The following is a 20585-nucleotide window of genomic DNA, read 5'->3' as shown; positions in this document are numbered from 1 at the left end:
TTTAAAGTATATTTTTAGCATCTTACGGTACAAATTAGCATGATTAAACTCAGATGGCTAGCTGCGATCGCAGCTAGCTTATTGATGACTTCCTGTAAACCTAAAACAATCGTTCCCAATTGCGTACCCTTAAGTAATCAAACTTCGCCCATCGACCAAAAATCTGACTCTGTAACTACGATAATTCAAATTGATGGTACGCCGTCAATGCAGGGATTTACAAAAAACTTTACAAATAGTCGTTACGCTCAAACATTGGACTTACTCGATAGAGCTTCTACAACTACCTGGAACACGTCGCAAGTGCAGTATTTCCGCTTCGGTACAGTCAAGCAACAAATTGATAGACAAGCTTACTTACAAGCAAAGTTACCAGAATTTTACACCGGGGAAAATCCCGTTTTTAGAGTCAGTCAAATTGAAAGTGCGATCGCACCACCAGCCAAAGATCGCATTTCTATTATAGTTACAGACTTGTATCAAAAAGACTCAGATACTAACTTAGTTTTAAAAAAACTTAAAGAAGATTATTTACAAAAAGGCTACGCTGTAGGAATTTTAGCTATTAGAAGCGAATTTGACGGCATAATTTACGATGTAGGCATCAAAAATACTCAATTTCCCTACAGCACTCAAGGTAAGAAAATCGAGCAATTTCGACCTTTTTACGTGCTTGTACTAGGTAGCTATGGTAATATTTCTAACTATTTTGACGAAATTAAAAAAACTAGCGCTAATTTAATTAAATACGAGCAATTTACAATCTTTTATCCGCAAATTGTCCGTCAAGCATCTACTTTTCAATCGGAAAACTTACCCGACTTACCGAAAGGAATCCGGCGGTTAAAAACTATTAATGACGGTAAAGTATTGGTAAAAGTAAACGAGCAACCCATTGAAATTATTAATATCAATAAAAATACTGATGAGAATTATAGTATAAATTATCAAGCGCCCTATAATCCCTTGCCTTATACTCTACCGATTGAACCAGGTGCGATCGCTATTAGTTCCGTTGCTCAAGTTTTCGACACCAAAACCAAAGATTTTCAACCATTAAATAACTCAAAAGCCTTAGAACTAAACCAGTGGAAAACCGATAAAAATAGTATCAGTTTTGCAACTAAAATTAATCCTGATAATCTAGATCCAGGAGTTTACTTATTTACAATAGATGCTCTCCCTCAAGACTTAAAAACCTGGGGATGGTGGAACAAATGGAACTCTAACGAATCAAGTTTTGATGGAGCGAAAACTAATAACTTACTACCATTTTTCCAAGGACTAAAGTCCATCACCACAGAATTGATTACCGTAAATAAAGCTAGTATTGGTCGATTTTGCTATGCGATTAAGAAAAATTGAGCGCATTATCTTAAAATGACTTCTACTTATAGATAGAGAAATGCAGCAAGTAGGGGAAGATAATTAGCGCCTTTGTTAAAAATCTTGATAAATTGCTCAATTGATGATAATTTGCAGTAAAGTCAAAGGCAATAATTATTCTATCGCTCTTGGAGATTTAACTGATGTTATTCACAGCTTCTTACTTACCATCGCTTTTAGTTCCCTTAACTTGCTTAGTTTTTCCGGCTATAGGTCTAATATTTATGTTCTTGTACGTTGAACGGGAAGATACTGTAAATAACTAAGTAGCTTAGAAATATTAAAAAACCGCCAATGTTTAAAAAGGCGGTTTTTTAATATAAATTGCCGTAAGCAATTTTTTGTTTTTTATTGTTAGTTAGTTAACTTCCAACTCATCTATTACAAAGATGAACCCATATGAGTGTAAGAACCATAAAAGAAAGTTCCCACAACTACAATTACACCTAGTCCCGCAACAGTGGCTACAACCCACAAAGGAATTCTACCGCTTGCATTCACAATTTTGTCCTCTCTTAATAACTAAACCGTAGCCTATTTTTTTAGTTAAAGAAATAACTAGAAAACAAGATACCAAGCACGAAAACAAGTAATAAGCCTAAAAACAGCGAAGTGCGGTTGAGTTCAACAGGCTGCCTGTTAGGATTAGGTAATCTTTCTGGCATTAGTCTCTCCTATCGTTGAATAAATTGCATAGCAGCGATCGCACCCAAGAAAAACACTGATGGTACAGCAAGAGTGTGAACGGCTATCCAGCGAACTGTAAAAATTGGGTATTGAATGGGTTGATTAGTGTTTGTCATGTCAAATTATTTACCGATAAATTTGTCAATTTGTTGTTTAGCTTGGTAGCGATCGCGCACTATAGGCAATTCTTGCCGTCCTTGCGTGTAGTATTCATTTGGTCTTGGCGTACCAAAAGCATCGTAAGCTAAACCTGTTTGGATAAATAGCCAACCAGCAATAAACAATGCTGGAATAGTGATACTGTGAATCACCCAGTAACGAACGCTAGTAATAATGTCCCCAAATGGACGCTCTCCAGTAACTCCAGACATTTAATTTTCTCCTTTTCAACAAATATCGATGACGCGATTAATCGTTGAGTATTACTTCCCTAAATCATAAAGTAATACTTCGACATTAAAAGCTAATTCTTTCTAACCTGATACAACTATTATCCTATGAAACTTGCATCAAAACTTATGAGTTCTGCATCTTTTTTTCTAGGAATATATACCTAAATAATCTATTTTTAAGCTGCGGCTTCAACGGCGGGTTGATACTTCAGCAAAACACCACGCTGACCAATAATAAATCCTTGGTCGGGTTTAACAAAAACTATTTTGTATAAATTAGATGGTACATTTTCAATTTCGCGGTCTTTAAGCCAAGTTTTACCACCATCGAAACTACAAAGCAAATTACCGCTACCACCAGCTAACCAGATTTCTTCCGGTGTCCGATAAGCTAAGTCAATTAATCCCCAGCTAGTAGAAAGTTCTGGATATTGGGCTTCGTCCCACTCATCTAGAGTATTTGGCTGACTAAATTGGATTTGACCGCCCCGTGCTAACATCCACAAACGCCCATCTTTGCCAAAACCCATGTTTTGAACGCGCCTAGAACTATTGCGGTTGTGACCTTGCCAAGCCTCTTGACCAGGCTCCCAAGTGGAATAAAAGTTACCTTTAGCGGAAACTGCTAAATATTTGCCGTCGTCGGAGCGCTCAATATTTCGCACTACGCCCACAGCTTCTTGTACCATTGCTTTCCAGTTTTTGCCGCCGTCCGTTGTCCGATAGATAGCGCCAACATCGGTGGTCATCTCGGCGGAAGAAGCCCCCAAAGCAATAATAGTATCGGGTTTACCGGGTAACTTTTCGCTTAAAGGAATCCGCGACCAAGTTTCGCCTTTATCGGTGGTGTGAAGCAATATAGAAGGTTCTCCAGTAATCCAACCTTCATCGCCATCAAAACTTACCGAAGTAAATAGATTGTTTTTTTCGTCCAAGTCTAGGCTAACTTGTTGCCAAGATTCACCGCCGTCGTGGGTTTCTAAAATTGTTGACTTGCTACCTACTAGCCAACCGTGCTGAGAATCGTTTGTAAAAGTGATATCTTGAAAATTAGCTTCCGAGGGTACAGTTAGCACTTGCCAAGGGTTGCGATCGAGAGTTGCTACACTACTACAACCGATGCACAGTAAGACAACTGCTAAAAGTACAATAACTCGTTGTCCAAGTTTAAAAAGTGAAAGCATTTGTATTTGTCAGGTTTATTGAAAAAAATTAATTGCACTTGCAGGTCTGCGATCGCTCACTGTTTACTAAGCAAACGGTTGTTATTGTAACCCGTATAAACTGAGAAAAAATAACACGCCCAAAGCCAAACCACCAAAAATTAGTAAATTCTTTTGCGCTGGTGTTAGTTTATTTACTCCCAATCCAAAGCTAAGATTTTCTTGAAAGCCTGATGCTGTACCAGATGGGCCGATATTCTCAAACTGAGAAGTCCTCACGCCGCACACTGGACAGCGCCAAGAACTAGGTAGTTCCGTAAAAGGTGTTCCTGGATCGATAGGGTGCTTGCTGTCTCCCTTATCCGGTTCGTAAACATAGCCACAGGCACGGCATTCATAGCGGTCTAGCGCTTTGGTTTCAACAGCAGGGTCGCTCATGGCTTAGATGATAAATTGTAGAGCAGTTTCTTAGAATATCTGTTACAAATTATGACATAGGGCGTAGCTATTGATAAAAATCAATTAGCAATTGTGTTGCTAAACTTAAAAAGTTTTGTGGTTATAAGGCGATCGCCTCTAGTAAAGATTATCTTTTTTTATAGTCATCAAAGACTAACCAAATACTTGCTTTTCCGGCAGTGGTGACAACTAGCTCGATATACTGGTAAAAGTAAGTAACAAAAATATTTACAAAATAGAGCGGTAATTATTAAGTGTTTGTCCTCAGTGGTTATGAATATTTACTAGGCTTCATCATAGTCTGTAGCCTAGTTCCCGCCCTAGCACTCTCAGCGTCTAAACTGCTCCGCCCCAGTGGTCGCAGCCCCGAACGACGCACTACTTACGAGTCAGGGATGGAACCCTTTGGTGGTGCTTGGATTCAGTTCAACATCCGCTACTATATGTTTGCGCTGGTTTTCGTCATTTTTGACGTGGAAACCGTGTTTCTTTATCCTTGGGCTGTGGCTTTTCACCGCCTCGGACTTTTAGCATTTGTGGAAGCTTTGATTTTTATTGCAATTCTTGTTGTTGCCCTTGTTTATGCTTGGCGTAAAGGAGCTTTAGAATGGTCTTGAATACTAATAAGACACCAAATACTACGGGCGAGCAGCAAGAGCGAATTATTAACCCCATTGATCGCTCTAGCGTTACTCAAGACCTGTCAGAAAATGTCATTCTCACCACTGTAGACGACCTCTACAATTGGTCGAAACTTTCTAGTTTGTGGCCTTTATTATTTGGTACTGCCTGCTGTTTCATCGAATTTGCCGCCCTCATTGGTTCGCGGTTTGATTTTGACCGTTTTGGTCTAATCCCGCGTTCTAGCCCTAGGCAAGCCGATTTGATCATCACGGCGGGGACGATCACAATGAAAATGGCTCCCCAATTGGTAAGGCTTTACGAGCAAATGCCCGATCCCAAATACGTGATTGCTATGGGTGCTTGCACAATTACTGGGGGAATGTTTAGCGTAGATTCGCCAACCGCCGTAAGAGGTGTAGATAAGCTAATTCCTGTAGATGTCTATTTACCTGGTTGTCCGCCTCGACCGGAAGCAATTATCGATGCAATTATTAAATTGCGGAAAAAAATTAGCAATAACTCCATTCAAGAGCGCGGTCAAATTCAGCAAATTCATCGTTACTACAGCACTACCCACAACATGAAGGTAGTGGATTCAGTATTGACAGGAAAATACTTGCAGTCCGCAACTCGCACCACCGCACCCAAAGAATTGAGCGAAGGAATGGGAATGCCTGTAGCACCAGCTTTACAGCAAATAGAAAAGGAGCGCTCATAGAAGTGGCAGAAGAATCAACACCAGAACAACCCCAAGAAACAGCCACTCCCGAAGCCTCTCAGTTGGTAGAAGCTGGTAAAACATCCCGATGGCTAACAGAAAATGGTTTTGCTCATGAAGCGATAGAACGCGATCGCAGTGGCACAGAAATTATTAAAGTTGACCGTGAGTATTTACTACCCGTTGCTACGGCTCTTTATGCTTATGGGTATAATTACTTACAATTCCAGTGCGGCTACGATTTAGGCGCTGGGCAAGATTTGGTTAGCGTCTATCACTTAATTAAAGTTAGCGACAACGCCGATCGCCCCCAAGAAGTACGCGTTAAAGTCTTTTTACCGCGAACAGATCCTATAGTGCCTTCAGTATACTGGATTTGGAAAACTGCCGACTTCCAAGAGCGCGAAACGTTTGATATGTTGGGGATTGTCTACGAAGGACACCCAAACTTAAAGCGAATTTTGATGCCGGAAGATTGGGTAGGTTGGCCGTTGCGAAAAGATTATATTTCCCCGGACTTTTACGAGTTACAAGACGCTTTTTAGCGCTCGCGCCAGATCCCCCCTAACCCTCCTTAAAAAGGGGGGGAATAAAATAATTGAAATTACTAATTTTAGAGATTTTTGAAATAAACACGATCGCATCTGGCTGTCTCCACACCTTCAGTAGGCAAATAACCGCTAGTTTCGTAGAGTTTGACAGCTTCGGCTAAAACACTAGCGGTTTCTATCAAGATTTGTTTAAAACCCCTACGGGCGATCGCGTTTTCCAATTCTTGCAACAAATATCTTCCTAATCCCTTGCCTCTAACTGTTGGTAATAGATACATTTTGCGAATTTCTACGGCATTTTTACCGCGACAAGTGCGATAATAAGCACCCGTCCCCACGATAATATTTTGCCGTTCAATTACCCAAAATTCGCCGCCCTTAGCTAAATAGCATTCTTCAACATTGATGACATCCAAGTCTGCGCCCGTTGACTCCCAGGATAAGCCGTAATCGCTAAGTACCGAACGAATTAGCTCCGAAGCGGAATTGCTATCGCGCGTTTCCCAATCTCTAATTACAAAGTCTTGGTATTGAAGTTGAACCATTTTAACTACGCAGTAGTCAGTTAGCTGATTTTATAGCATTCACCCCCTAAATTATCCAATTTTAAGGGAGTTCAACCTAACCGTATTACAAGTAAAGACATAAATAAAACTTTTCCAACTTAATGCGAGGAATATATTTGTCGCTACGTCACTAACATAAAATTTGGTGTTTTTCCTAGCTTTGCAGGTATTCGCAGCCAGCTTCCGGGCGGTAAGTAGCGGATTTTTTAGGGAGAAGCGATCGCAAACATGGCGTTTCTTTGGTTATAACACCCTAATCATTACCTATTTTACTAAAGTTAAAACCAGATAAACTTTAAGTAGTCTGTACTTACTGTGCATAAAGCATGACTACATTACTAATTCAAAGCGAAAGCACTTTGCTATCGGTAATTCTTCCCGGAAGCGAATCGATGACGACAAAACAGTTTTATGAATTTTGTCAGATAAATCGAGATTTACGTATTGAGCGTAGCGCTAATGGAGAAGTAATTGTTATGCCGCCAGCTTTTTCTGATACAGGTAATCGTAACCTTAAAATTGGTCAACAACTGGCAAACTGGGCAGATAGAGACGGTACAGGCGAGGCTTTTGACTCTAATTCAGGCTTTACCTTACCTAATGGTGCAATCCGCGCTCCCGATGCCTCGTGGATTAAGTTAGAACGCTGGAACGCTTTAACAGAGCAGCAAAAAGCTTCTTTTGCCCCAATTTGTCCAGATTTTGTAATTGAGTTGCGCTCTAACAGCGATACTCTAAAAAGTTTACAAGCCAAAATGCAAGAATATATCGCAAATGGTGCATTATTAGGTTGGTTAATCGATCGCCAAAACCGTAAAGTTTACATTTATCGTCCTAATCAGGAAGCAGAAGTATCAGATAATCCTGAATCAGTAAGCGGAGATCCAGAGTTACCGGGATTTGTACTACAAATGGCGAAAATTTGGTAACTAATCTACTTTTTCTAATTGAGCAATTCTCGGCTCACTTAACTACAGCAATGTCAGAACCCTACAGCAAGTTTTGCAATTGCTCGGCATTTATATTATTTACTTATAGCTAATCATCAATTAGCCATCCACGTTTTATGCCATGTTCCACTCCGCCAGTCCATTCCATTGTTAGATGTTTGCGTACTTTATGAAATAAATGTTGAACTACCGTTGAATTGATTGAATTTTTTATGTACGACTCTTCTTATCTAAATTCTCGGTCGGTATTTTTTTGCTGACGTAGTACATAGATTTGGTCTACTTTATACTTTCTCAGATTGACATCGTTAGTTAGTTTAATCCACTCCATGACCACTATATACAAACTATTGGGATTTCGTGCTTTCAATTCCTCGGCTGCTCTTGATGAACCTTCGAGCATAGTTTTGTCAAGATAGGTCTTACATTCAATAGCAACGATCGGAATATCAAAAATGTGGGTTTCGGTATTACCTGTAACTGTAACTTCTGAGTAGCTTTCTGGTTCTTCTTTCAGAATCTCTAATATTTCTCCAGGATTTTCATCTAGCTCTGGTGGAATTGCTGATTCAAAGGAGGCTTGAATAGTTGCTCCAATTACAAAGTCATGATCTTTTTTTTCTATACGAGCATATGGACGCTTAAGCATTTCAGAATATGTGGGTGGCACAAAAAAGATATCTTTGAATGTATGTGATTTGCCAATCAGAGCATTTTCACCAAAGTCTTTTGCCAAATCCCTGAATAAATAATAGAGAAATTCTTTCAGTACGCTTGAATGAAGATTGGATCTAGAATCAAATTTCTCAGCATAATGCTGTGCATCTAAAAAGTCTTTGTATTCCGAGAGAAGTTTTATTCTTTTGAAAATGACTTCATCATCCTTATTAGTAGGAGTTGCTGTCGGTCCCAGCAGTTGCGAGTTTGCTAATTTCCACTTGTTGTACTCAATCCTGATCTCGCTCAGATATCTTTTACTATCAGCATCTCTGTATTTTGTACAATGACTTTCTTTCTGTTCAAGATTAGAACCGTGAACTAGAGGATTTCTAGAGCTTGCGGGCATAGCTTTAGTTGTTCTTTAAGATGAAGTGCAATTGCTTTAGCAAGAATTGGTGGTACAGCATTACCTACTTGATTATACTGGCACAAAAATTGCTCATTGAATCTTTCTTCTCGGTGTAGTAACTTGTGAGAAACAACAGTTTTCTTTCCTAAAAAACGATATTTATCAGGAAAAGATTGAATACGCGCCCCTTCTCTAGCTGTTAAATTACGATCCTGAAAAGGATGAACAAAGTTAGCATAAAACGATGCTGCTATGGTATGCGATGGCTTGTAGGGATGCAAACGACGGTTGTTTTGATCGTAACTTATCATAGATAACTCACCATTTCCACTACGTCGTCTAGCACTATAATTCTTTGGTACGTCCGAACTAGATTCACCCCATTTAATCTGTTTAAATCGTTCTACAACCCTCTGGGAATGTTCCATTGCAACATGATTATAAAGTACCTGACTGCTATTCCTAATCCAGTTTTGATATATATTTTGGGGTAATGAAATATAAGACTGTTCTTCTTTACCCTCACGGGCATTAAGTGATGGTAAATCTGAGATAGCATCCCATAAGCTAAGGGAAGGAAATAAGCCCGTGTTTTCAAGAGATGATAATTGAAAATCCTTCATATTTGATAAGTTTAAACTATGGGTTTTTAGGGGAGTTCCTAATGTTTTTCCTAGTGTATTTCCAACAATAAACACACGTTCTCTAATTTGTGGCACACCATATTCAGCAGAATTGAGTAGCCATATTTCAACAAAATATCCGATCTCTTCAAAGGTCTTTTTAATAATGTTTATAACTTTTTCACCTTCAGTGTTTTTACGAGAAAGTAAGCCTTTAACATTTTCCATTATAAAAGCTTTAGGTCTAAGACAATTTATCCATTGAGCAAAATTTAAAAATAGACTATTTCTAGGATCTTTAGGATCTTTTTGAGCAGAGCCAGCAATACTGAAACCTTGACACGGAGGTCCGCCAATAATAATATCTGGTTCAATAGAACAAATTTCTTTAATTCTGTCATTAGTGTTGATATCACATATATCATGTTGAACAACATTCATATTAGGACGGTTATAGCGGAGGGTGTCACAAGCCCAAACGTCAATTTCAACAGATAATGGAATAGAGAAACCTGCCATTTCAAATCCTAAACCGAAGCCTCCAGCGCCAGCAAATAAATCAATAGCAACAGGTAATGTCAATACCATAAGTTTTAAAAAAAGGATTGGTAGCGTTTATTAAAGCACTTTAACGCGCCACGTTTGTAAAAATTTTTCAATGTACTCTTTGAATAAACAGGCTTGTCTTTATATTTTTAATCTACTTTTTCTAATTGAGCAATTCTTGGATCGATAATTTTCTTTTGATTGAGACTAGGAAAAGCGATCGCTAATGATATCTTGTTCCCAGAACCTAAAATGTGGGTAATTTCGCCAATTCCAAAACTTCGGTGTAAAATGCGATCGCCTACTTGCCAAATTTGATTGCTAGAGCGAGTAGTACGTTTACTAGATGTAGATTTACTAGCAACTCGCGTTTGTTTTTTTGCTGTTAATAATTCTTCTGGTAACTCTGCTAAAAACTGCGATGGTGTTGCGCTTTCTCTATTACCATACAAGCGACGTTCACGGGCGTGAGAAATGTATAATCTTTCTTCAGCGCGAGTTATACCAACGTAACATAAACGCCGTTCTTCTTCCAAAGATGCCGGATCGTTTAACGAGCGGAAATTAGGAAATAAACCTTGTTCTAATCCTACTAAAAACACTACCGGAAATTCTAAACCTTTCGAGGCGTGTAAAGTTAGTAAAGAAACGGCGGTTTGTCCTTCTTTTAAGTTATCTAAATCTGAAGTTAAAGCTGTACTTGCTAGAAAAGATCCAAGATTTGGTTCTTCGGTTTCTTCTTCAAATTGCTTGACAGCGTTATAAAGTTCTTGAACGTTTAGCAGTCTTTCAGCACTTTCATCTGTACCTTGATTTTGCAATTCTTGCACATAGCCAGAGGCTTCTAAAACCCCTTGCACAATCTCCGATGGTGAAGCTGTATCTACTTGTTCAATCCAAGTGCTGATTATCCTTGCAAAACTATTTACACCTTTAGCAGAACGTCCAGCTAAAGTATTTACAGAGGTTTCATCGCTCAAGATTTCCCATAATGGTAAACCTAATTCTTGGGAAGCTTTTAAAAGATTATCTATGGTGGCTTTACCAATTCCGCGCCGGGGTGTATTGATTATACGCAATAAACTTACCGTATCTGCTGGATTTGCGATCGCTCTCAAGTATCCTATAATATCTTTAATCTCTTTGCGATCGTAGAACTTTAAACCACCGACAATTGTATAAGGTATACCCCGCCGTACTAGCAAGTCTTCAAAAGGGCGAGATTGCGCATTAGTTCGGTACAAAATAGCAAAACTACCCCAGTGAAGTTCGCTGTTTTTACTTTCTAATGTCCGAATTTGATTGACTACAAAATCTGCTTCAACGGTTTCATCTTCAGCTCTATATATATTAATTTGTTCTCCCGCACCTCTAGTAGGTTTAAGAACTTTATCAATGCGTTGGGTATTATTGGAAATTAGTTCGTTAGCAGCTTCTAAAATATTGTCTGTAGAGCGATAGTTTTCCTCTAACTTAACCATTGTGCGTGTATCGTCATCGGGCAAACCATCGCCAAAATTGTTCTGAAACTCTAGCAAAATTGTAAAGTCTGCCATGCGGAAACTATAAATAGATTGATCGGCATCCCCTACTACAAACACCGAGCGGTTTTGCCAATTCCATTCACTTTTAGTCATTTCTCCATTTGTAACTAAGAGCCGAATTAGATCGTATTGAATCCTATTTGTATCTTGATATTCATCTACTAAAATATGCTTAAATTTTCTGTGCCAATAATCTAATACTTGCTCGTTTTGTTGAAATAACTTAACCGGAATTAAGATCAAGTCGTCAAAGTCTAAAGCATTATTTTCAGCTAGTTTGTCTTGATAATGACCGTAAACTTCTGCAATTACTCGTCCGCGATAATTTGGTTGATCTCTTTCAAAATCTTGGGGGGTAATTCCTTGGTTTTTAGCATTACTAATTGCATAGCGAACTGAACGCGGCTCAAATTTTTTATCGTCTAAATTTAGCTTTCTGACAACAATTTCTTTAACCAATCCTTGCGCGTCGGCTTCATCGAATATAGAGAAGTTACGATTCCATTTACGCCCTTTTTCATCTTGATATTTTTCAATGTCGTACCGTAAAATGCGAGATAAAAGGCTGTGAAACGTTCCCACCCAAAGGTTTTTGATGTATTCTTTATAAACGTGCGATCGCAATTGAACTTGTTGGACTGGTGGCAACTGCTCTAAAGGTTTACCATGATTAGTAACCGCCAATTGTTCGGCAAATAACTTTTGAATGCGATCTTTCATTTCCCGCGCAGCTTTATTAGTAAAAGTAACCGCTAAAATATTTTCGGGATCGACTCGATGCTTTAAAATTAAGTTAGAAATGCGATAAGTTAGCGCTCTAGTTTTGCCAGAACCCGCCCCCGCAACTACCAATAAAGCACCGCAATAATGCTCTACCGCTTGACGTTGGCTGGGGTTAAGATGGCTGAGAAAATCGATAGTTGTCATAGTATCATCTATAAAATAATTTAGTTTACAGGCTAAAGAGCCTGTAATCATTTAGTTAAGCTGGGTGAAAGTAAAAAGCTGCTCCCAAAACTGCATAAGTTGCTAGTAATAATGTTCCTTCTAACCAATTAGAACGTCCATCTAAACTAATTAAATTAGCAACTGCAACAGCAACCGCAACTGCAACAACTTCAAAGGGATTAAAATTAAGATCCATTGGTTGACCGATCGCAACTCCAACTAAAACTAAAATAGGTGCAACCAAAAGCGCTACAAGCAAGCTAGATCCCATTGCTACCGATACAGATAAATCCATATTATTTTTTATCGCCACGCTTACCGCCGTAACATATTCCGCAGCACCGCCAACTAAAGGTAAAAGAATTACCCCGGTAAATAATGGAGTCAAACCCAATCCTTTTGTAGCTTCTTCCACAACACCTACAAAAATTTCTGATTCAAAAGCAACCGCCAAAGTAGCAACAACTAATACACCAATCCACAAAGTCAAGTTAGGTTTATGAGCAGGAGTTTCGGCTTCGCCAGCTTGAATTTCTCCTTCTAATTCTACCAACCCCACCTCATAAAGGTAGCTGTGAGTTTTCAAGGAAAATAACAGCGTCAAGGCATAAACAATCATTAATATGACGGCGACAGTAATTGATAGATTGAGAATTGCCCCTTCTTCAACTCCATTGGATGTATAAATTACCATTGTAGGCAAAACGATCGCCGTCACCGCCAGCGTCATCGAAGAACCATTTACCCGCGCGACAATTGGCTGAAATTCTTGCTCTTTATAACGCAATCCTCCTAGCAGCATAGACAGCCCCATCACCAGCAACAAGTTACTAATAATAGTTCCTGTAATACTTGCTTTTACAATGTCAACCAAGCCTGCTTTTAGGGCAACTAGAGCAATAATTAGCTCCGTTGCATTGCCAAATACAGCATTTAACAGCGCCCCAATAGACGAACCCGCCACAACCGCAACTTCTTCTGTCGCCGTACTTAACCATATCGCCAAAGGGATAATTGCAATTCCCGACGTAATAAATACTGTCAGCGTACCCCAGTGCAAATACTCCGCAGCAATTGAAATCGGAATGAAGACAAGTAAAGCGATAGAAAGAGTTTTTTTGATTGACATAAAACTAGAGCATCTCTGTACAAAATTTAATTAGCCAAATATAGCTTTTAGCCATACTACCGCCCCAATCCCTAACAAAAACCACAAACAAACTACAATAATTGCGGCTACCCAATTTGTCGGTTTCCCGTCAGCCATTGCTGTAGCTGCTTTTTCTCGACATTCAACTAATACATCTGGGGGAATCATTTTAATTACTAAAGCAATCCCCAAAGGCACCAAAATTAGATCGTCAAGATAACCAATTACCGGAATTATGTCAGGAATAAGATCAATGGGGCTAAAAGCATAAGCAACTACCACCGCCGCTAATAATCTTGCATACCAAGGTACGCGCGGATCTTTGCAAGCAATATATATCGCATAGGTTTCTTGCTGGAGTAGCTTTAACTGTTTTTTCCATCTCTGCATCATAAGCAAAATACCCCCTTTCGGAGGCAAAATAAAGCGATCGCACTGTGCGATCGCATTTCTACTTATTTAAGCGCGATTGTCCCATTCTTGGGCGGCATCGGTTACAGCTTGATCTACAGTTTTCTCTCCTAACATCGCTGCTTGCAAGTTTTCATAAATTGCCTTTTGCAAAACATTGATACTCTTCATCGCTGGAACTAATACTTCAGCTTTTGGCAATTCTCCAGCGCTAATTACTCGCGCCTTTTCCAAAGCACTCCCATTAGCCGCAACGGTTTTGAAGTAACTATCGCCCAAGGCGGCGGTAGTCGAAGGTAAAACATTAGCAGCTTTAGCAAAACTTAGCTGATTTTGATTATTGGTCACAAACAAGGCAAACTTAAGCGCATTATCTGGTTGTTCGGTATCGCGAGGAATCACTAAATTCATTACTGCTACATTCTTTTTACCTGTCTCTCCGGTAATTTGTGGGGCTGTAGCCGATACTTTAGCAATTTGTGGGGCATTAGTTGCGATCGCCTGGAGAAATTCTCCTCCCGATGCCAACATTGCCGCTTCGCCAGACTGGTACATTTCTATACCGTGCCTATGCCCTTGAGTCAACGCCTCTTTTGGTAATAAACCATCTTTATAAAGATTTACCCAATACTCAAAAGCTTCTTTCCCTTTTGGTGTATTAAAGGCTGCTTTCCCTTGGTCGTCTACCAAAGTCACACCCATTTGCACCAATGACTCCAATACTTCGGCGGAATCTTCGGCAACAAAAGTAGTAAACATAGCATACTTACCAGTTTTATCTTTAAGTTGTTTCGCTACTTGGGCAAGTTCCGTATAATTTGATGGCGGCTTACTAATACCTGCCTGCTGCAACAACTCAGTATTGTAAATAGTTAAACGTGTAGTTAAATACCACGGAATACCAAAGCTTTTACCCTCTAAGGTACTAGCTTGCCAAATATTCGGTAAATAAGTTGACAACACCTCCTTTGGTACTTTTGTATCCAAGTCTAGCCAAGCATTGCGCGTTGCTAATTGAGACGCAAAATCTGGGTTAAGATTCACAACATCTGGGGCAGTTTTCGCCGCTACTGCCGTTAAAATTTTGCTTTCCATTGCCGACCAAGGAACGTCAACCCAGTTAATTTTGATACCAGGATTCTCCGTTTCAAACGTACTAATCAAACTTTGGAAATAATCTGTAAACTCTGGCTGCAACTGCATTGTCCAAAATTCTAGGGGCGGATTGGCACTATTAGATTGCTGGACTTGCGTATTTACGTTACCTGTATTACAGCTAACAAGCCAGCTTAACATTAAGCCAAGTATTGCAAAAATTCCGAGTTTTTGCCAAAGCCTGATTTTATTTTTTAACCTTTGTATTGTTGACATTTGTTATAACTTATGGATTGATTAAGGCAGTTTGACATTTTTAGGCTACATTTTCGTAACAGGCACTAATATAAATATCTCATCTAGTTTAGTTATCAACCTTTAGGCAATTGACAAAACTGTGGTTAATCGTTTTAAAAATTTATTGGCAAAACGCAAAGTAGGCGTTGGCATTGAACTTGCTCCTGAGAGAATTAATGTAGCTCAACTAAGCAAGCAACGTCAGGGGTTCAAGTTATCGGCATTATCATCTTTTCCAGTTCCTGAAGGAATTTTTCAAGATGGTCAAATTGTTGACTCTGCCGCCTTGGCAGAACTAATTACCTCAGCTTTAGCCCAAAGCAAAATCAAAGCCCAGCGCGTCGCCACAGCAGTACCAGGGAGAGAGTCTTTAGTCAGACTAATTCCTTTACCTGCCGAACTTGACGATCGCGAACTGAGGGAAATGGTACTAAATCACGAAGCTGGTCTATACTTACCATACCCTAGGGAAGAAGCCGACGTTGATTATCAAAAGCTAGGGTATTTTGTCGATGAAGACGGCATCGAGAAAGTCCAAGTATTATTAGTCGCCACGCGCAAAGAGATTACCGATGCCTATATGGAAACCTTTGCTCAAGCAGGGTTAGAAGTAGACGTTTTAGAAATCAATAGTTTTTCCTTGATTCGGACTATCCGCGAACAACTACGACAATTTGCTCCCCAAGAAGCGGCAGTTTTAGTAGATATTGAGTTTGACAATACAGAAATTGCCATTATTGTTGACGGAGTGCCGCAATTTTCGCGCACTGTACCAATAGGAACTTACCAGTTACAAGCGGCACTATTACGAGCAACAAAATTACCCGCAACTAGAGATACGCGGATGTTACAAACCATTTCCATTCCTTATACCGAGGGCGATGAGGTTGAAGACTCAATTACATCGACCAATCCAGGAATGGCATCATTGCTAAGAGTTTTAGGAGAACTAACCGACGAATTACGCCGCTCGCTCGATTTCTACTTGAATCAAAATAGCAACTTGGAAATTCAGCAAATTTTATTAGCAGGACCTGGAGGCGGAATTAATAACCTAGAGGAATTTTTTCGCCAAAAGTTAAACTTACCAACAGTGCAGATAGATCCGGTATCGGCTTTGTCGTTAGAAGTAGACGAAGAGCAATTTACCAAAGCTCAAAGACCAGGACTTGGAATTGTACTCGGATTAGGACTTAGAGAGGCGTGGGGCGATGTATAGTCTTGATGTAAATTTTGTTAAAAGTCGCAAGCCAGTAAAGGCAGATACGGTTGTTAGAAGCTTTAACGTTCCCACTCTTTCTGGGGACATGACCCCGATTTATATAGGGTTGGGTGTAGGTTTAGCGTCTTGTGCGTTGGTAGGAGTGGGGCTATTAATTTTGTCAGCCCAAAACTCTCGAATCGCATCGGAAGTCGTTCAGTTAGACCAAACCTTGTCGACTTTAGGTATTCAAGAGCAGGAAATTCAACGGATTAAAATCGACTTAGAGCAGATTAAGGGTCAAAATAGAGCCTTAGCGACAGTATTTAACCAAATTAGACCTTGGTCAGCGATTTTGCAGGATATTCGCGATCGCATTCCCGCTAATGCTGTTCAAATTCAAACTATTAAACAAATCGCCTTGATTCTCACTCTCAAGCAATCTTCTTTCCTCCAAAGTGCGGAAACAAAAATAATTACCGCTACGTTGGTAGAAAATCCCGTCCAATCCAGTGCTGGGAGAGCTAAACTTCCGCAGGTAGTAAACTACACAATCCAATCAACTTTCAGCGAGGCTGGTGCTACTCAGCTATTAAGAGAGCTAGAACGCAAAGGCACATTAGGTTTAGTAACGCGAATTCGTACACTGCAACAAAGAGGACTCATCCAACAATGACGTTTAGCGATGATTTTATTACGGTCGGCGAAGGGCAAGAATTACAAGGCTCGGCAGCTAATTCTCCAACTTTGTTTGGCATCAAACTAACGCCACAACTTAGCGGCATTTTGATTGCAGGATTTTTAATCGGTTTAGCTGCTTACCTTGCCAATAGCTTCGTTGTACCAGTAGGGCAAAAGTACGGAGAATTAACCGCAGAGCGCGATCTAAAGCAGTCGCAGATTGCCCAAAGACAAGCCAATATAAAGCAAGGCGAAAACCTAAAAACTGATTTAGTTAAAGCCAAACAACAGCAAACAGAAATTTTATCCCTATTTGCTAACGAAAAGACCTTGGATACTTTACTGCTAGACATTAATCGTTTAGTAGAGTCGGGTAACGCAAGTAGTGGTGGGGTAATTTCAAAGCTGCAAAAATTTGAACCAGCAAATCAAGCCGCAGAAATAATCACCGATAGCTCTTATGGTTCAGAAGTAAACGGCAAGTTAAAACGCCGGATAATTACTGTTGCTTTTGCTGGAAATTACGAGCAAACACAGTCAATATTACGTAACATGGAGCGCCTGCAACCGTTATTGATTGTTAATGACTACACCTCAACTTTGCTGCAAGAACCCGTCGATCCGACTACTGGACGATTGCCTCCAGCCTCCATCAACACAGCGTTCAAACTGCAAGCACTAATCCCAGCCACCCCCGAAGAAGCTGCGGCGGCTGCGGCGGCTGCGGCGGCTGCGGCTGCTCCTAAATAATATATGTTCGCGATCGCGCGATCATTTCAATACAGAACTATTTGGCTCTCAATCTTGCCAATAGTTCTGTTTTATATTTCTTTATCTAGTAACAGCTTTTGTACAGTTACATAGTTATTAGAACCTATATTTGCGTGTAATTACTTACTAAAAATAACTTTTTAAATGAACATTAAGTAAAGTTATCCGTAAATTCTCGCTTGTATATTCCCTAGAGATAGAGATAGGTTCTTGAATAAGTTTGATGGGTAGAAAATACAAAAAACTTTTAGAAAAAAGGTAGTATAGTAATTTTTGACTGCTCACCAGTAAAGTCAGAAAATAAGCATAAGTTTAAGGAATTAAATCTAAATAAATAACTAAATTTAGTATCCTTAATTTGATTTTCAAGTAAATATCTATATTTATAAATTAGTGAAGTGTGAAGACGTGAAAAATCCTTGGATTAGTAGTAGTGCAATAGTTGCGGGAGCAACAGTCGTGTTTATGGCAGCCCATCCTGGGTTTGCTCAACTAGCAAAAGTTACAAATATCAAACTAAATCAAACAAGTAGTGGTCTAAATTTAGTCTTAGAAACCTCTACAGGCAAGCGTCCGCAAGTTTTTACCAGTAAGCGAGGCAATAGTTTTGTTGCAGATATTATCAACACGCAACTACAGCTACCTCAAGGAGATACTTTTCGCCAAGTAAACCCCGCGCCAGGAGTGGGTTTAGTAATAATTAACCGGCTAGACGCAAACAGTGTACGGGTGGTGGTAACGGGCAATAACAGCGCCCCTAACGGTCAAATAAGCGATCGCACCGATAAAGGATTTACACTAAGTTTAACTCCACAACCAACTAGCAACGCGACTCCAAGAACCAGCCCATCACCGACGACTACAGCCCAAACTCCTGGGGTAATGGTTCCAAATCCCAATATGACCATTGATGGAGTACCGACATCAGGAGCAACTTCCCCGGTACTCCCTAGAGCCATTGCTCCACCAGTCGGTGATATTGCCATTTCCAATACCGATTCTTCCGCCGCTCAAATCGATTTGGGTACAACAGAGCGCGTTCCCAGGTTGGTATTGAGAGAAGCCCCAGTTAGAGAAGTTTTAGCTCTCCTAGCCCGCGCCGCCGGACTTAACCTTGCTTTTAGTAATGGTGCGGCGGGGCAACCAAACCAGGCTACCGACCCGGCGGCGGCCGTTGCTGGTAGTGAAGGGCCAAGAATTTCTTTAGATATTGAAAATGAATCGGTACAAGACGTTTTTAACTATGTTTTGCGTTTGAGTGGATTGCAAGCAAACCGCGAAGGACAGACGATTTTTGTAGGCACAAGATTACCCAACCAAGCCCGCGACTTAGTGGTACGCAGCTTTAGGCTCAATCAAGTAACTGTAGGGGTAGCATTAAACTTTTTGGTCGGGATGGGTGCAGAAAGCGCCGTGAGTAGGGAAAGAACGATTACCAGTGTTAATGCTGTACCTGTGGGTGGTTCGGCAACTCCCGCTACTCAAACCCAAACCAGCACAGAAACAAGAATTGAACTGCAACGCATAGAATTTCAAGACTCTAGCCCCCTACTGCGCGGATTACAGGCTCTAGGAGATGAGCGGACTAATTCTGTAACTTTAATTGGTTCGCCTAAGCAAATAGATGTGGCTACGTCTCAACTAATTCAACTTGATTCCCGTCGCCGTCAAGTAGCAATGAACGTCAAAATTGTAGACGTGAACCTTTTAGCTACTGAAGACTTCAGTAATAGCTTTTCCTTCGGGATTGGCGATAGCTTTTTCTCTAGTGATGGTGGCAGAATTAGAGCCAATGTTGGGGGAACAAACCCACCTACAACAGGAACTTTTGATTCTAGCGTCCTAACGCCACCGATCACCGCCGCTCCCTTTCCTACTGGAATTACTGTTGGTCCATTCTTAAACTCTCGTCCGGATGCTCCTTTCAATGATAATGTTACTGGCACGCGCCCGTCTTTTGGCACAAATTCCAACCCTTTAGCACCTGGTGTAACTAATCAAACTGGTGGGACAACTACCTTTGGTCCACCACAGCTATTTCAGTACCCTACTCGGTTTTTGTCTACATTACGGACTCAAGTTGTCAATGGAAATGCTAAAATTTTGACCGATCCAACACTGATAGTTCAAGAAGGTCAAACAGCCAACGTCAACTTAACTCAAGAAGTAGTAGGAAATATTACCAGAACTATTACAGACAATGCTGGTGGTTCTAGAGAGACATTGACCGTTGATAAAGAAAATGTGGGGCTGACATTGAATGTACGCATCGAACGGATTGATGATAATGGATTTATCTCTTTATCGGTAGCGCCTGTTGTCCGCGCTCCTCAAGCGCCAGCGCAAACTCCAAACGGACAAATATTTTTAGTCTCGGAGCGAAGTCTTAATTCAGGATTAATTCGTCTGCGCGACAACCAAACTTTGATTTTGTCAGGAATTATTCAAGACACCGATCGCACGACAGTTTCTAAAGTGCCGATTTTGGGTGATATTCCGTTATTAGGTGCATTATTTAGAAGCACTAATAGAGAAAATCAACGCCAAGAAGTAATCGTATTGCTTACTCCCCAAATTCTTGATGATAGCGAACGCAGTACAGCTAGTTTTGGGAATTACAACCCTGGTGCGGATGCTAGACAGTTGCTAGAGCGCAGCCGTTCGGGTTCGTCGCCTGCGAGTAAGCAACTAAAAAATGTAAACTTCAAAAAGTAATTAGCAGTCTATATAGTTGCTAGAGGAGACAATTTCTT

The 20585-nt window shown here is 40.2% G+C and carries 23 protein-coding genes; 10 read left to right on the top strand and 13 right to left on the bottom strand.

Annotated elements, in window-relative coordinates:
* Positions 1 to 39 precede the first annotated feature (39 nt).
* A complete protein-coding gene (locus SYN7509_RS0209705; protein ID WP_009634029.1) occupies positions 40 to 1365 on the top strand; it encodes a hypothetical protein in 1326 nt (441 codons plus the stop codon).
* Positions 1366 to 1529: 164 nt separating this feature from the next.
* Positions 1530 to 1652 (top strand): photosystem I reaction center subunit VIII, encoded by a 123-nt coding sequence (gene psaI / locus SYN7509_RS28370; protein WP_009634028.1) that lies wholly within the window; start codon positions 1530 to 1532, stop codon positions 1650 to 1652.
* Between the two features lie 115 nt (positions 1653 to 1767).
* On the opposite strand, the gene SYN7509_RS28365 is transcribed toward psaI, so the two are convergent.
* The 6 genes from SYN7509_RS28365 to SYN7509_RS0209690 all read right to left on the bottom strand — a co-directional run bounded on the left by SYN7509_RS28365 (position 1768) and on the right by SYN7509_RS0209690 (position 4066).
* The gene (locus SYN7509_RS28365) at positions 1768 to 1887 is read right to left on the bottom strand and encodes a photosystem II reaction center protein J (RefSeq protein WP_009634027.1); all 120 of its coding nucleotides are present in this window, start codon (positions 1885 to 1887) and stop codon (positions 1768 to 1770) included.
* A 41-nt stretch (positions 1888 to 1928) separates the two neighbouring features.
* Entirely contained in the window at positions 1929 to 2051 is a 123-nt protein-coding gene (locus SYN7509_RS28360) for a photosystem II reaction center protein L (protein WP_009634026.1), read from the bottom strand.
* A gap of 9 nt (positions 2052 to 2060) precedes the next feature.
* Positions 2061 to 2189, bottom strand: a complete 129-nt coding sequence (gene psbF / locus SYN7509_RS28355; protein ID WP_009634025.1) for a cytochrome b559 subunit beta — start codon at positions 2187 to 2189, stop codon at positions 2061 to 2063.
* A 6-nt stretch (positions 2190 to 2195) separates the two neighbouring features.
* Positions 2196 to 2444 carry a cytochrome b559 subunit alpha gene (psbE, locus tag SYN7509_RS0209700; RefSeq protein WP_009634024.1) on the bottom strand — a complete coding sequence of 83 codons (249 nt, stop codon included), beginning with the start codon at positions 2442 to 2444 and terminating at the stop codon, positions 2196 to 2198.
* Positions 2445 to 2641: 197 nt separating this feature from the next.
* On the bottom strand, positions 2642 to 3649 hold the full coding sequence (locus SYN7509_RS0209695; RefSeq protein WP_009634023.1) for a photosynthesis system II assembly factor Ycf48: 1008 nt from the start codon (positions 3647 to 3649) through the stop codon (positions 2642 to 2644).
* Positions 3650 to 3730: 81 nt separating this feature from the next.
* Positions 3731 to 4066 (bottom strand): rubredoxin, encoded by a 336-nt coding sequence (locus tag SYN7509_RS0209690; RefSeq protein WP_009634022.1) that lies wholly within the window; start codon positions 4064 to 4066, stop codon positions 3731 to 3733.
* A gap of 275 nt (positions 4067 to 4341) precedes the next feature.
* Here SYN7509_RS0209690 and ndhC point away from each other — a divergent pair, with 275 nt between their 5' ends.
* The 3 genes from ndhC to SYN7509_RS0209675 are packed head-to-tail and all read left to right on the top strand — an operon-like array spanning position 4342 to position 5974.
* The gene (gene ndhC, locus SYN7509_RS0209685) at positions 4342 to 4704 is read left to right on the top strand and encodes a photosynthetic/respiratory NAD(P)H-quinone oxidoreductase subunit C (protein WP_009634020.1); all 363 of its coding nucleotides are present in this window, start codon (positions 4342 to 4344) and stop codon (positions 4702 to 4704) included.
* Complete coding sequence (locus SYN7509_RS0209680; RefSeq protein ID WP_009634019.1) at positions 4695 to 5429, top strand: NADH dehydrogenase subunit K; 735 nt, start codon at positions 4695 to 4697, stop codon at positions 5427 to 5429. Before ndhC ends, SYN7509_RS0209680 begins: the two co-directional genes overlap by 10 nt.
* 2 nt (positions 5430 to 5431) lie before the next feature.
* Positions 5432 to 5974 (top strand): NAD(P)H-quinone oxidoreductase subunit J, encoded by a 543-nt coding sequence (locus SYN7509_RS0209675; RefSeq protein WP_009634017.1) that lies wholly within the window; start codon positions 5432 to 5434, stop codon positions 5972 to 5974.
* 68 nt (positions 5975 to 6042) lie between these two features.
* On the opposite strand, the gene SYN7509_RS0209670 is transcribed toward SYN7509_RS0209675, so the two are convergent.
* Positions 6043 to 6525, bottom strand: a complete 483-nt coding sequence (locus SYN7509_RS0209670; RefSeq protein ID WP_009634016.1) for a GNAT family N-acetyltransferase — start codon at positions 6523 to 6525, stop codon at positions 6043 to 6045.
* Between the two features lie 347 nt (positions 6526 to 6872).
* Between SYN7509_RS0209670 and SYN7509_RS0209665 the strand changes: the two genes are divergently transcribed.
* A complete protein-coding gene (locus SYN7509_RS0209665; protein WP_009634015.1) occupies positions 6873 to 7475 on the top strand; it encodes a Uma2 family endonuclease in 603 nt (200 codons plus the stop codon).
* Between the two features lie 247 nt (positions 7476 to 7722).
* Here SYN7509_RS0209665 and SYN7509_RS25550 read toward each other — a convergent pair whose 3' ends face one another.
* The 6 genes from SYN7509_RS25550 to SYN7509_RS0209635 form a co-directional block, all read right to left on the bottom strand.
* A complete protein-coding gene (locus SYN7509_RS25550; protein ID WP_009634014.1) occupies positions 7723 to 8562 on the bottom strand; it encodes a Bpu10I family restriction endonuclease in 840 nt (279 codons plus the stop codon).
* Complete coding sequence (locus tag SYN7509_RS0209655; protein ID WP_009634013.1) at positions 8535 to 9776, bottom strand: DNA cytosine methyltransferase; 1242 nt, start codon at positions 9774 to 9776, stop codon at positions 8535 to 8537. Before SYN7509_RS0209655 ends, SYN7509_RS25550 begins: the two co-directional genes overlap by 28 nt.
* Positions 9777 to 9883: 107 nt before the next feature.
* The gene (gene pcrA, locus SYN7509_RS0209650; RefSeq protein WP_028954222.1) at positions 9884 to 12205 is read right to left on the bottom strand and encodes a DNA helicase PcrA; all 2322 of its coding nucleotides are present in this window, start codon (positions 12203 to 12205) and stop codon (positions 9884 to 9886) included.
* A gap of 55 nt (positions 12206 to 12260) precedes the next feature.
* Complete coding sequence (cax, locus tag SYN7509_RS0209645; protein ID WP_009634011.1) at positions 12261 to 13355, bottom strand: calcium/proton exchanger; 1095 nt, start codon at positions 13353 to 13355, stop codon at positions 12261 to 12263.
* Positions 13356 to 13385: 30 nt separating this feature from the next.
* Positions 13386 to 13769 (bottom strand): YkvA family protein, encoded by a 384-nt coding sequence (locus SYN7509_RS0209640; protein WP_009634010.1) that lies wholly within the window; start codon positions 13767 to 13769, stop codon positions 13386 to 13388.
* 66 nt (positions 13770 to 13835) lie between these two features.
* Complete coding sequence (locus SYN7509_RS0209635) at positions 13836 to 15158, bottom strand: ABC transporter substrate-binding protein (protein WP_009634009.1); 1323 nt, start codon at positions 15156 to 15158, stop codon at positions 13836 to 13838.
* A 121-nt stretch (positions 15159 to 15279) separates the two neighbouring features.
* Between SYN7509_RS0209635 and pilM the strand changes: the two genes are divergently transcribed.
* The 4 genes from pilM to SYN7509_RS30965 all read left to right on the top strand — a co-directional run bounded on the left by pilM (position 15280) and on the right by SYN7509_RS30965 (position 20547).
* Positions 15280 to 16398: a type IV pilus assembly protein PilM gene (pilM, locus tag SYN7509_RS0209630; protein WP_009634008.1), complete on the top strand. Its 1119-nt coding sequence runs from the start codon at positions 15280 to 15282 to the stop codon at positions 16396 to 16398.
* Positions 16391 to 17056: a PilN domain-containing protein gene (locus SYN7509_RS0209625; protein ID WP_009634007.1), complete on the top strand. Its 666-nt coding sequence runs from the start codon at positions 16391 to 16393 to the stop codon at positions 17054 to 17056. Before pilM ends, SYN7509_RS0209625 begins: the two co-directional genes overlap by 8 nt.
* Positions 17053 to 17811: a hypothetical protein gene (locus SYN7509_RS0209620; RefSeq protein ID WP_009634006.1), complete on the top strand. Its 759-nt coding sequence runs from the start codon at positions 17053 to 17055 to the stop codon at positions 17809 to 17811. Before SYN7509_RS0209625 ends, SYN7509_RS0209620 begins: the two co-directional genes overlap by 4 nt.
* Positions 17812 to 18225: 414 nt before the next feature.
* Positions 18226 to 20547: a type IV pilus secretin family protein gene (locus tag SYN7509_RS30965; protein WP_009634005.1), complete on the top strand. Its 2322-nt coding sequence runs from the start codon at positions 18226 to 18228 to the stop codon at positions 20545 to 20547.
* Positions 20548 to 20585: the final 38 nt, after the last annotated feature.

The sequence above is a fragment of the Synechocystis sp. PCC 7509 genome, from assembly GCF_000332075.2.
In the GTDB taxonomy this organism is placed as follows: domain Bacteria; phylum Cyanobacteriota; class Cyanobacteriia; order Cyanobacteriales; family Chroococcidiopsidaceae; genus Aliterella.
This window is presented reverse-complemented; position numbering and strand designations above follow the sequence as displayed.

What these genes read in the sequence shown, in the direction of transcription:
- SYN7509_RS0209705 (WP_009634029.1), top strand. Translation starts at nt 40, where the DNA reads ATGATTAAACTCAGATGGCTAGCTGCGATCGCAGCTAGCTTATTGATG.
- psaI (WP_009634028.1), top strand. Translation starts at nt 1,530, where the DNA reads ATGTTATTCACAGCTTCTTACTTACCATCGCTTTTAGTTCCCTTAACT.
- SYN7509_RS28360 (WP_009634026.1), bottom strand. Translation starts at nt 2,051, where the DNA reads ATGCCAGAAAGATTACCTAATCCTAACAGGCAGCCTGTTGAACTCAAC.
- psbF (WP_009634025.1), bottom strand. Translation starts at nt 2,189, where the DNA reads ATGACAAACACTAATCAACCCATTCAATACCCAATTTTTACAGTTCGC.
- psbE (WP_009634024.1), bottom strand. Translation starts at nt 2,444, where the DNA reads ATGTCTGGAGTTACTGGAGAGCGTCCATTTGGGGACATTATTACTAGC.
- SYN7509_RS0209695 (WP_009634023.1), bottom strand. Translation starts at nt 3,649, where the DNA reads ATGCTTTCACTTTTTAAACTTGGACAACGAGTTATTGTACTTTTAGCA.
- SYN7509_RS0209690 (WP_009634022.1), bottom strand. Translation starts at nt 4,066, where the DNA reads ATGAGCGACCCTGCTGTTGAAACCAAAGCGCTAGACCGCTATGAATGC.
- SYN7509_RS0209680 (WP_009634019.1), top strand. Translation starts at nt 4,695, where the DNA reads ATGGTCTTGAATACTAATAAGACACCAAATACTACGGGCGAGCAGCAA.
- SYN7509_RS0209670 (WP_009634016.1), bottom strand. Translation starts at nt 6,525, where the DNA reads ATGGTTCAACTTCAATACCAAGACTTTGTAATTAGAGATTGGGAAACG.
- SYN7509_RS0209665 (WP_009634015.1), top strand. Translation starts at nt 6,873, where the DNA reads ATGACTACATTACTAATTCAAAGCGAAAGCACTTTGCTATCGGTAATT.
- SYN7509_RS25550 (WP_009634014.1), bottom strand. Translation starts at nt 8,562, where the DNA reads ATGCCCGCAAGCTCTAGAAATCCTCTAGTTCACGGTTCTAATCTTGAA.
- SYN7509_RS0209655 (WP_009634013.1), bottom strand. Translation starts at nt 9,776, where the DNA reads ATGGTATTGACATTACCTGTTGCTATTGATTTATTTGCTGGCGCTGGA.
- pcrA (WP_028954222.1), bottom strand. Translation starts at nt 12,205, where the DNA reads ATGACAACTATCGATTTTCTCAGCCATCTTAACCCCAGCCAACGTCAA.
- cax (WP_009634011.1), bottom strand. Translation starts at nt 13,355, where the DNA reads ATGTCAATCAAAAAAACTCTTTCTATCGCTTTACTTGTCTTCATTCCG.
- SYN7509_RS0209640 (WP_009634010.1), bottom strand. Translation starts at nt 13,769, where the DNA reads ATGATGCAGAGATGGAAAAAACAGTTAAAGCTACTCCAGCAAGAAACC.
- SYN7509_RS0209635 (WP_009634009.1), bottom strand. Translation starts at nt 15,158, where the DNA reads ATGTCAACAATACAAAGGTTAAAAAATAAAATCAGGCTTTGGCAAAAA.
- SYN7509_RS0209625 (WP_009634007.1), top strand. Translation starts at nt 16,391, where the DNA reads ATGTATAGTCTTGATGTAAATTTTGTTAAAAGTCGCAAGCCAGTAAAG.
- SYN7509_RS0209620 (WP_009634006.1), top strand. Translation starts at nt 17,053, where the DNA reads ATGACGTTTAGCGATGATTTTATTACGGTCGGCGAAGGGCAAGAATTA.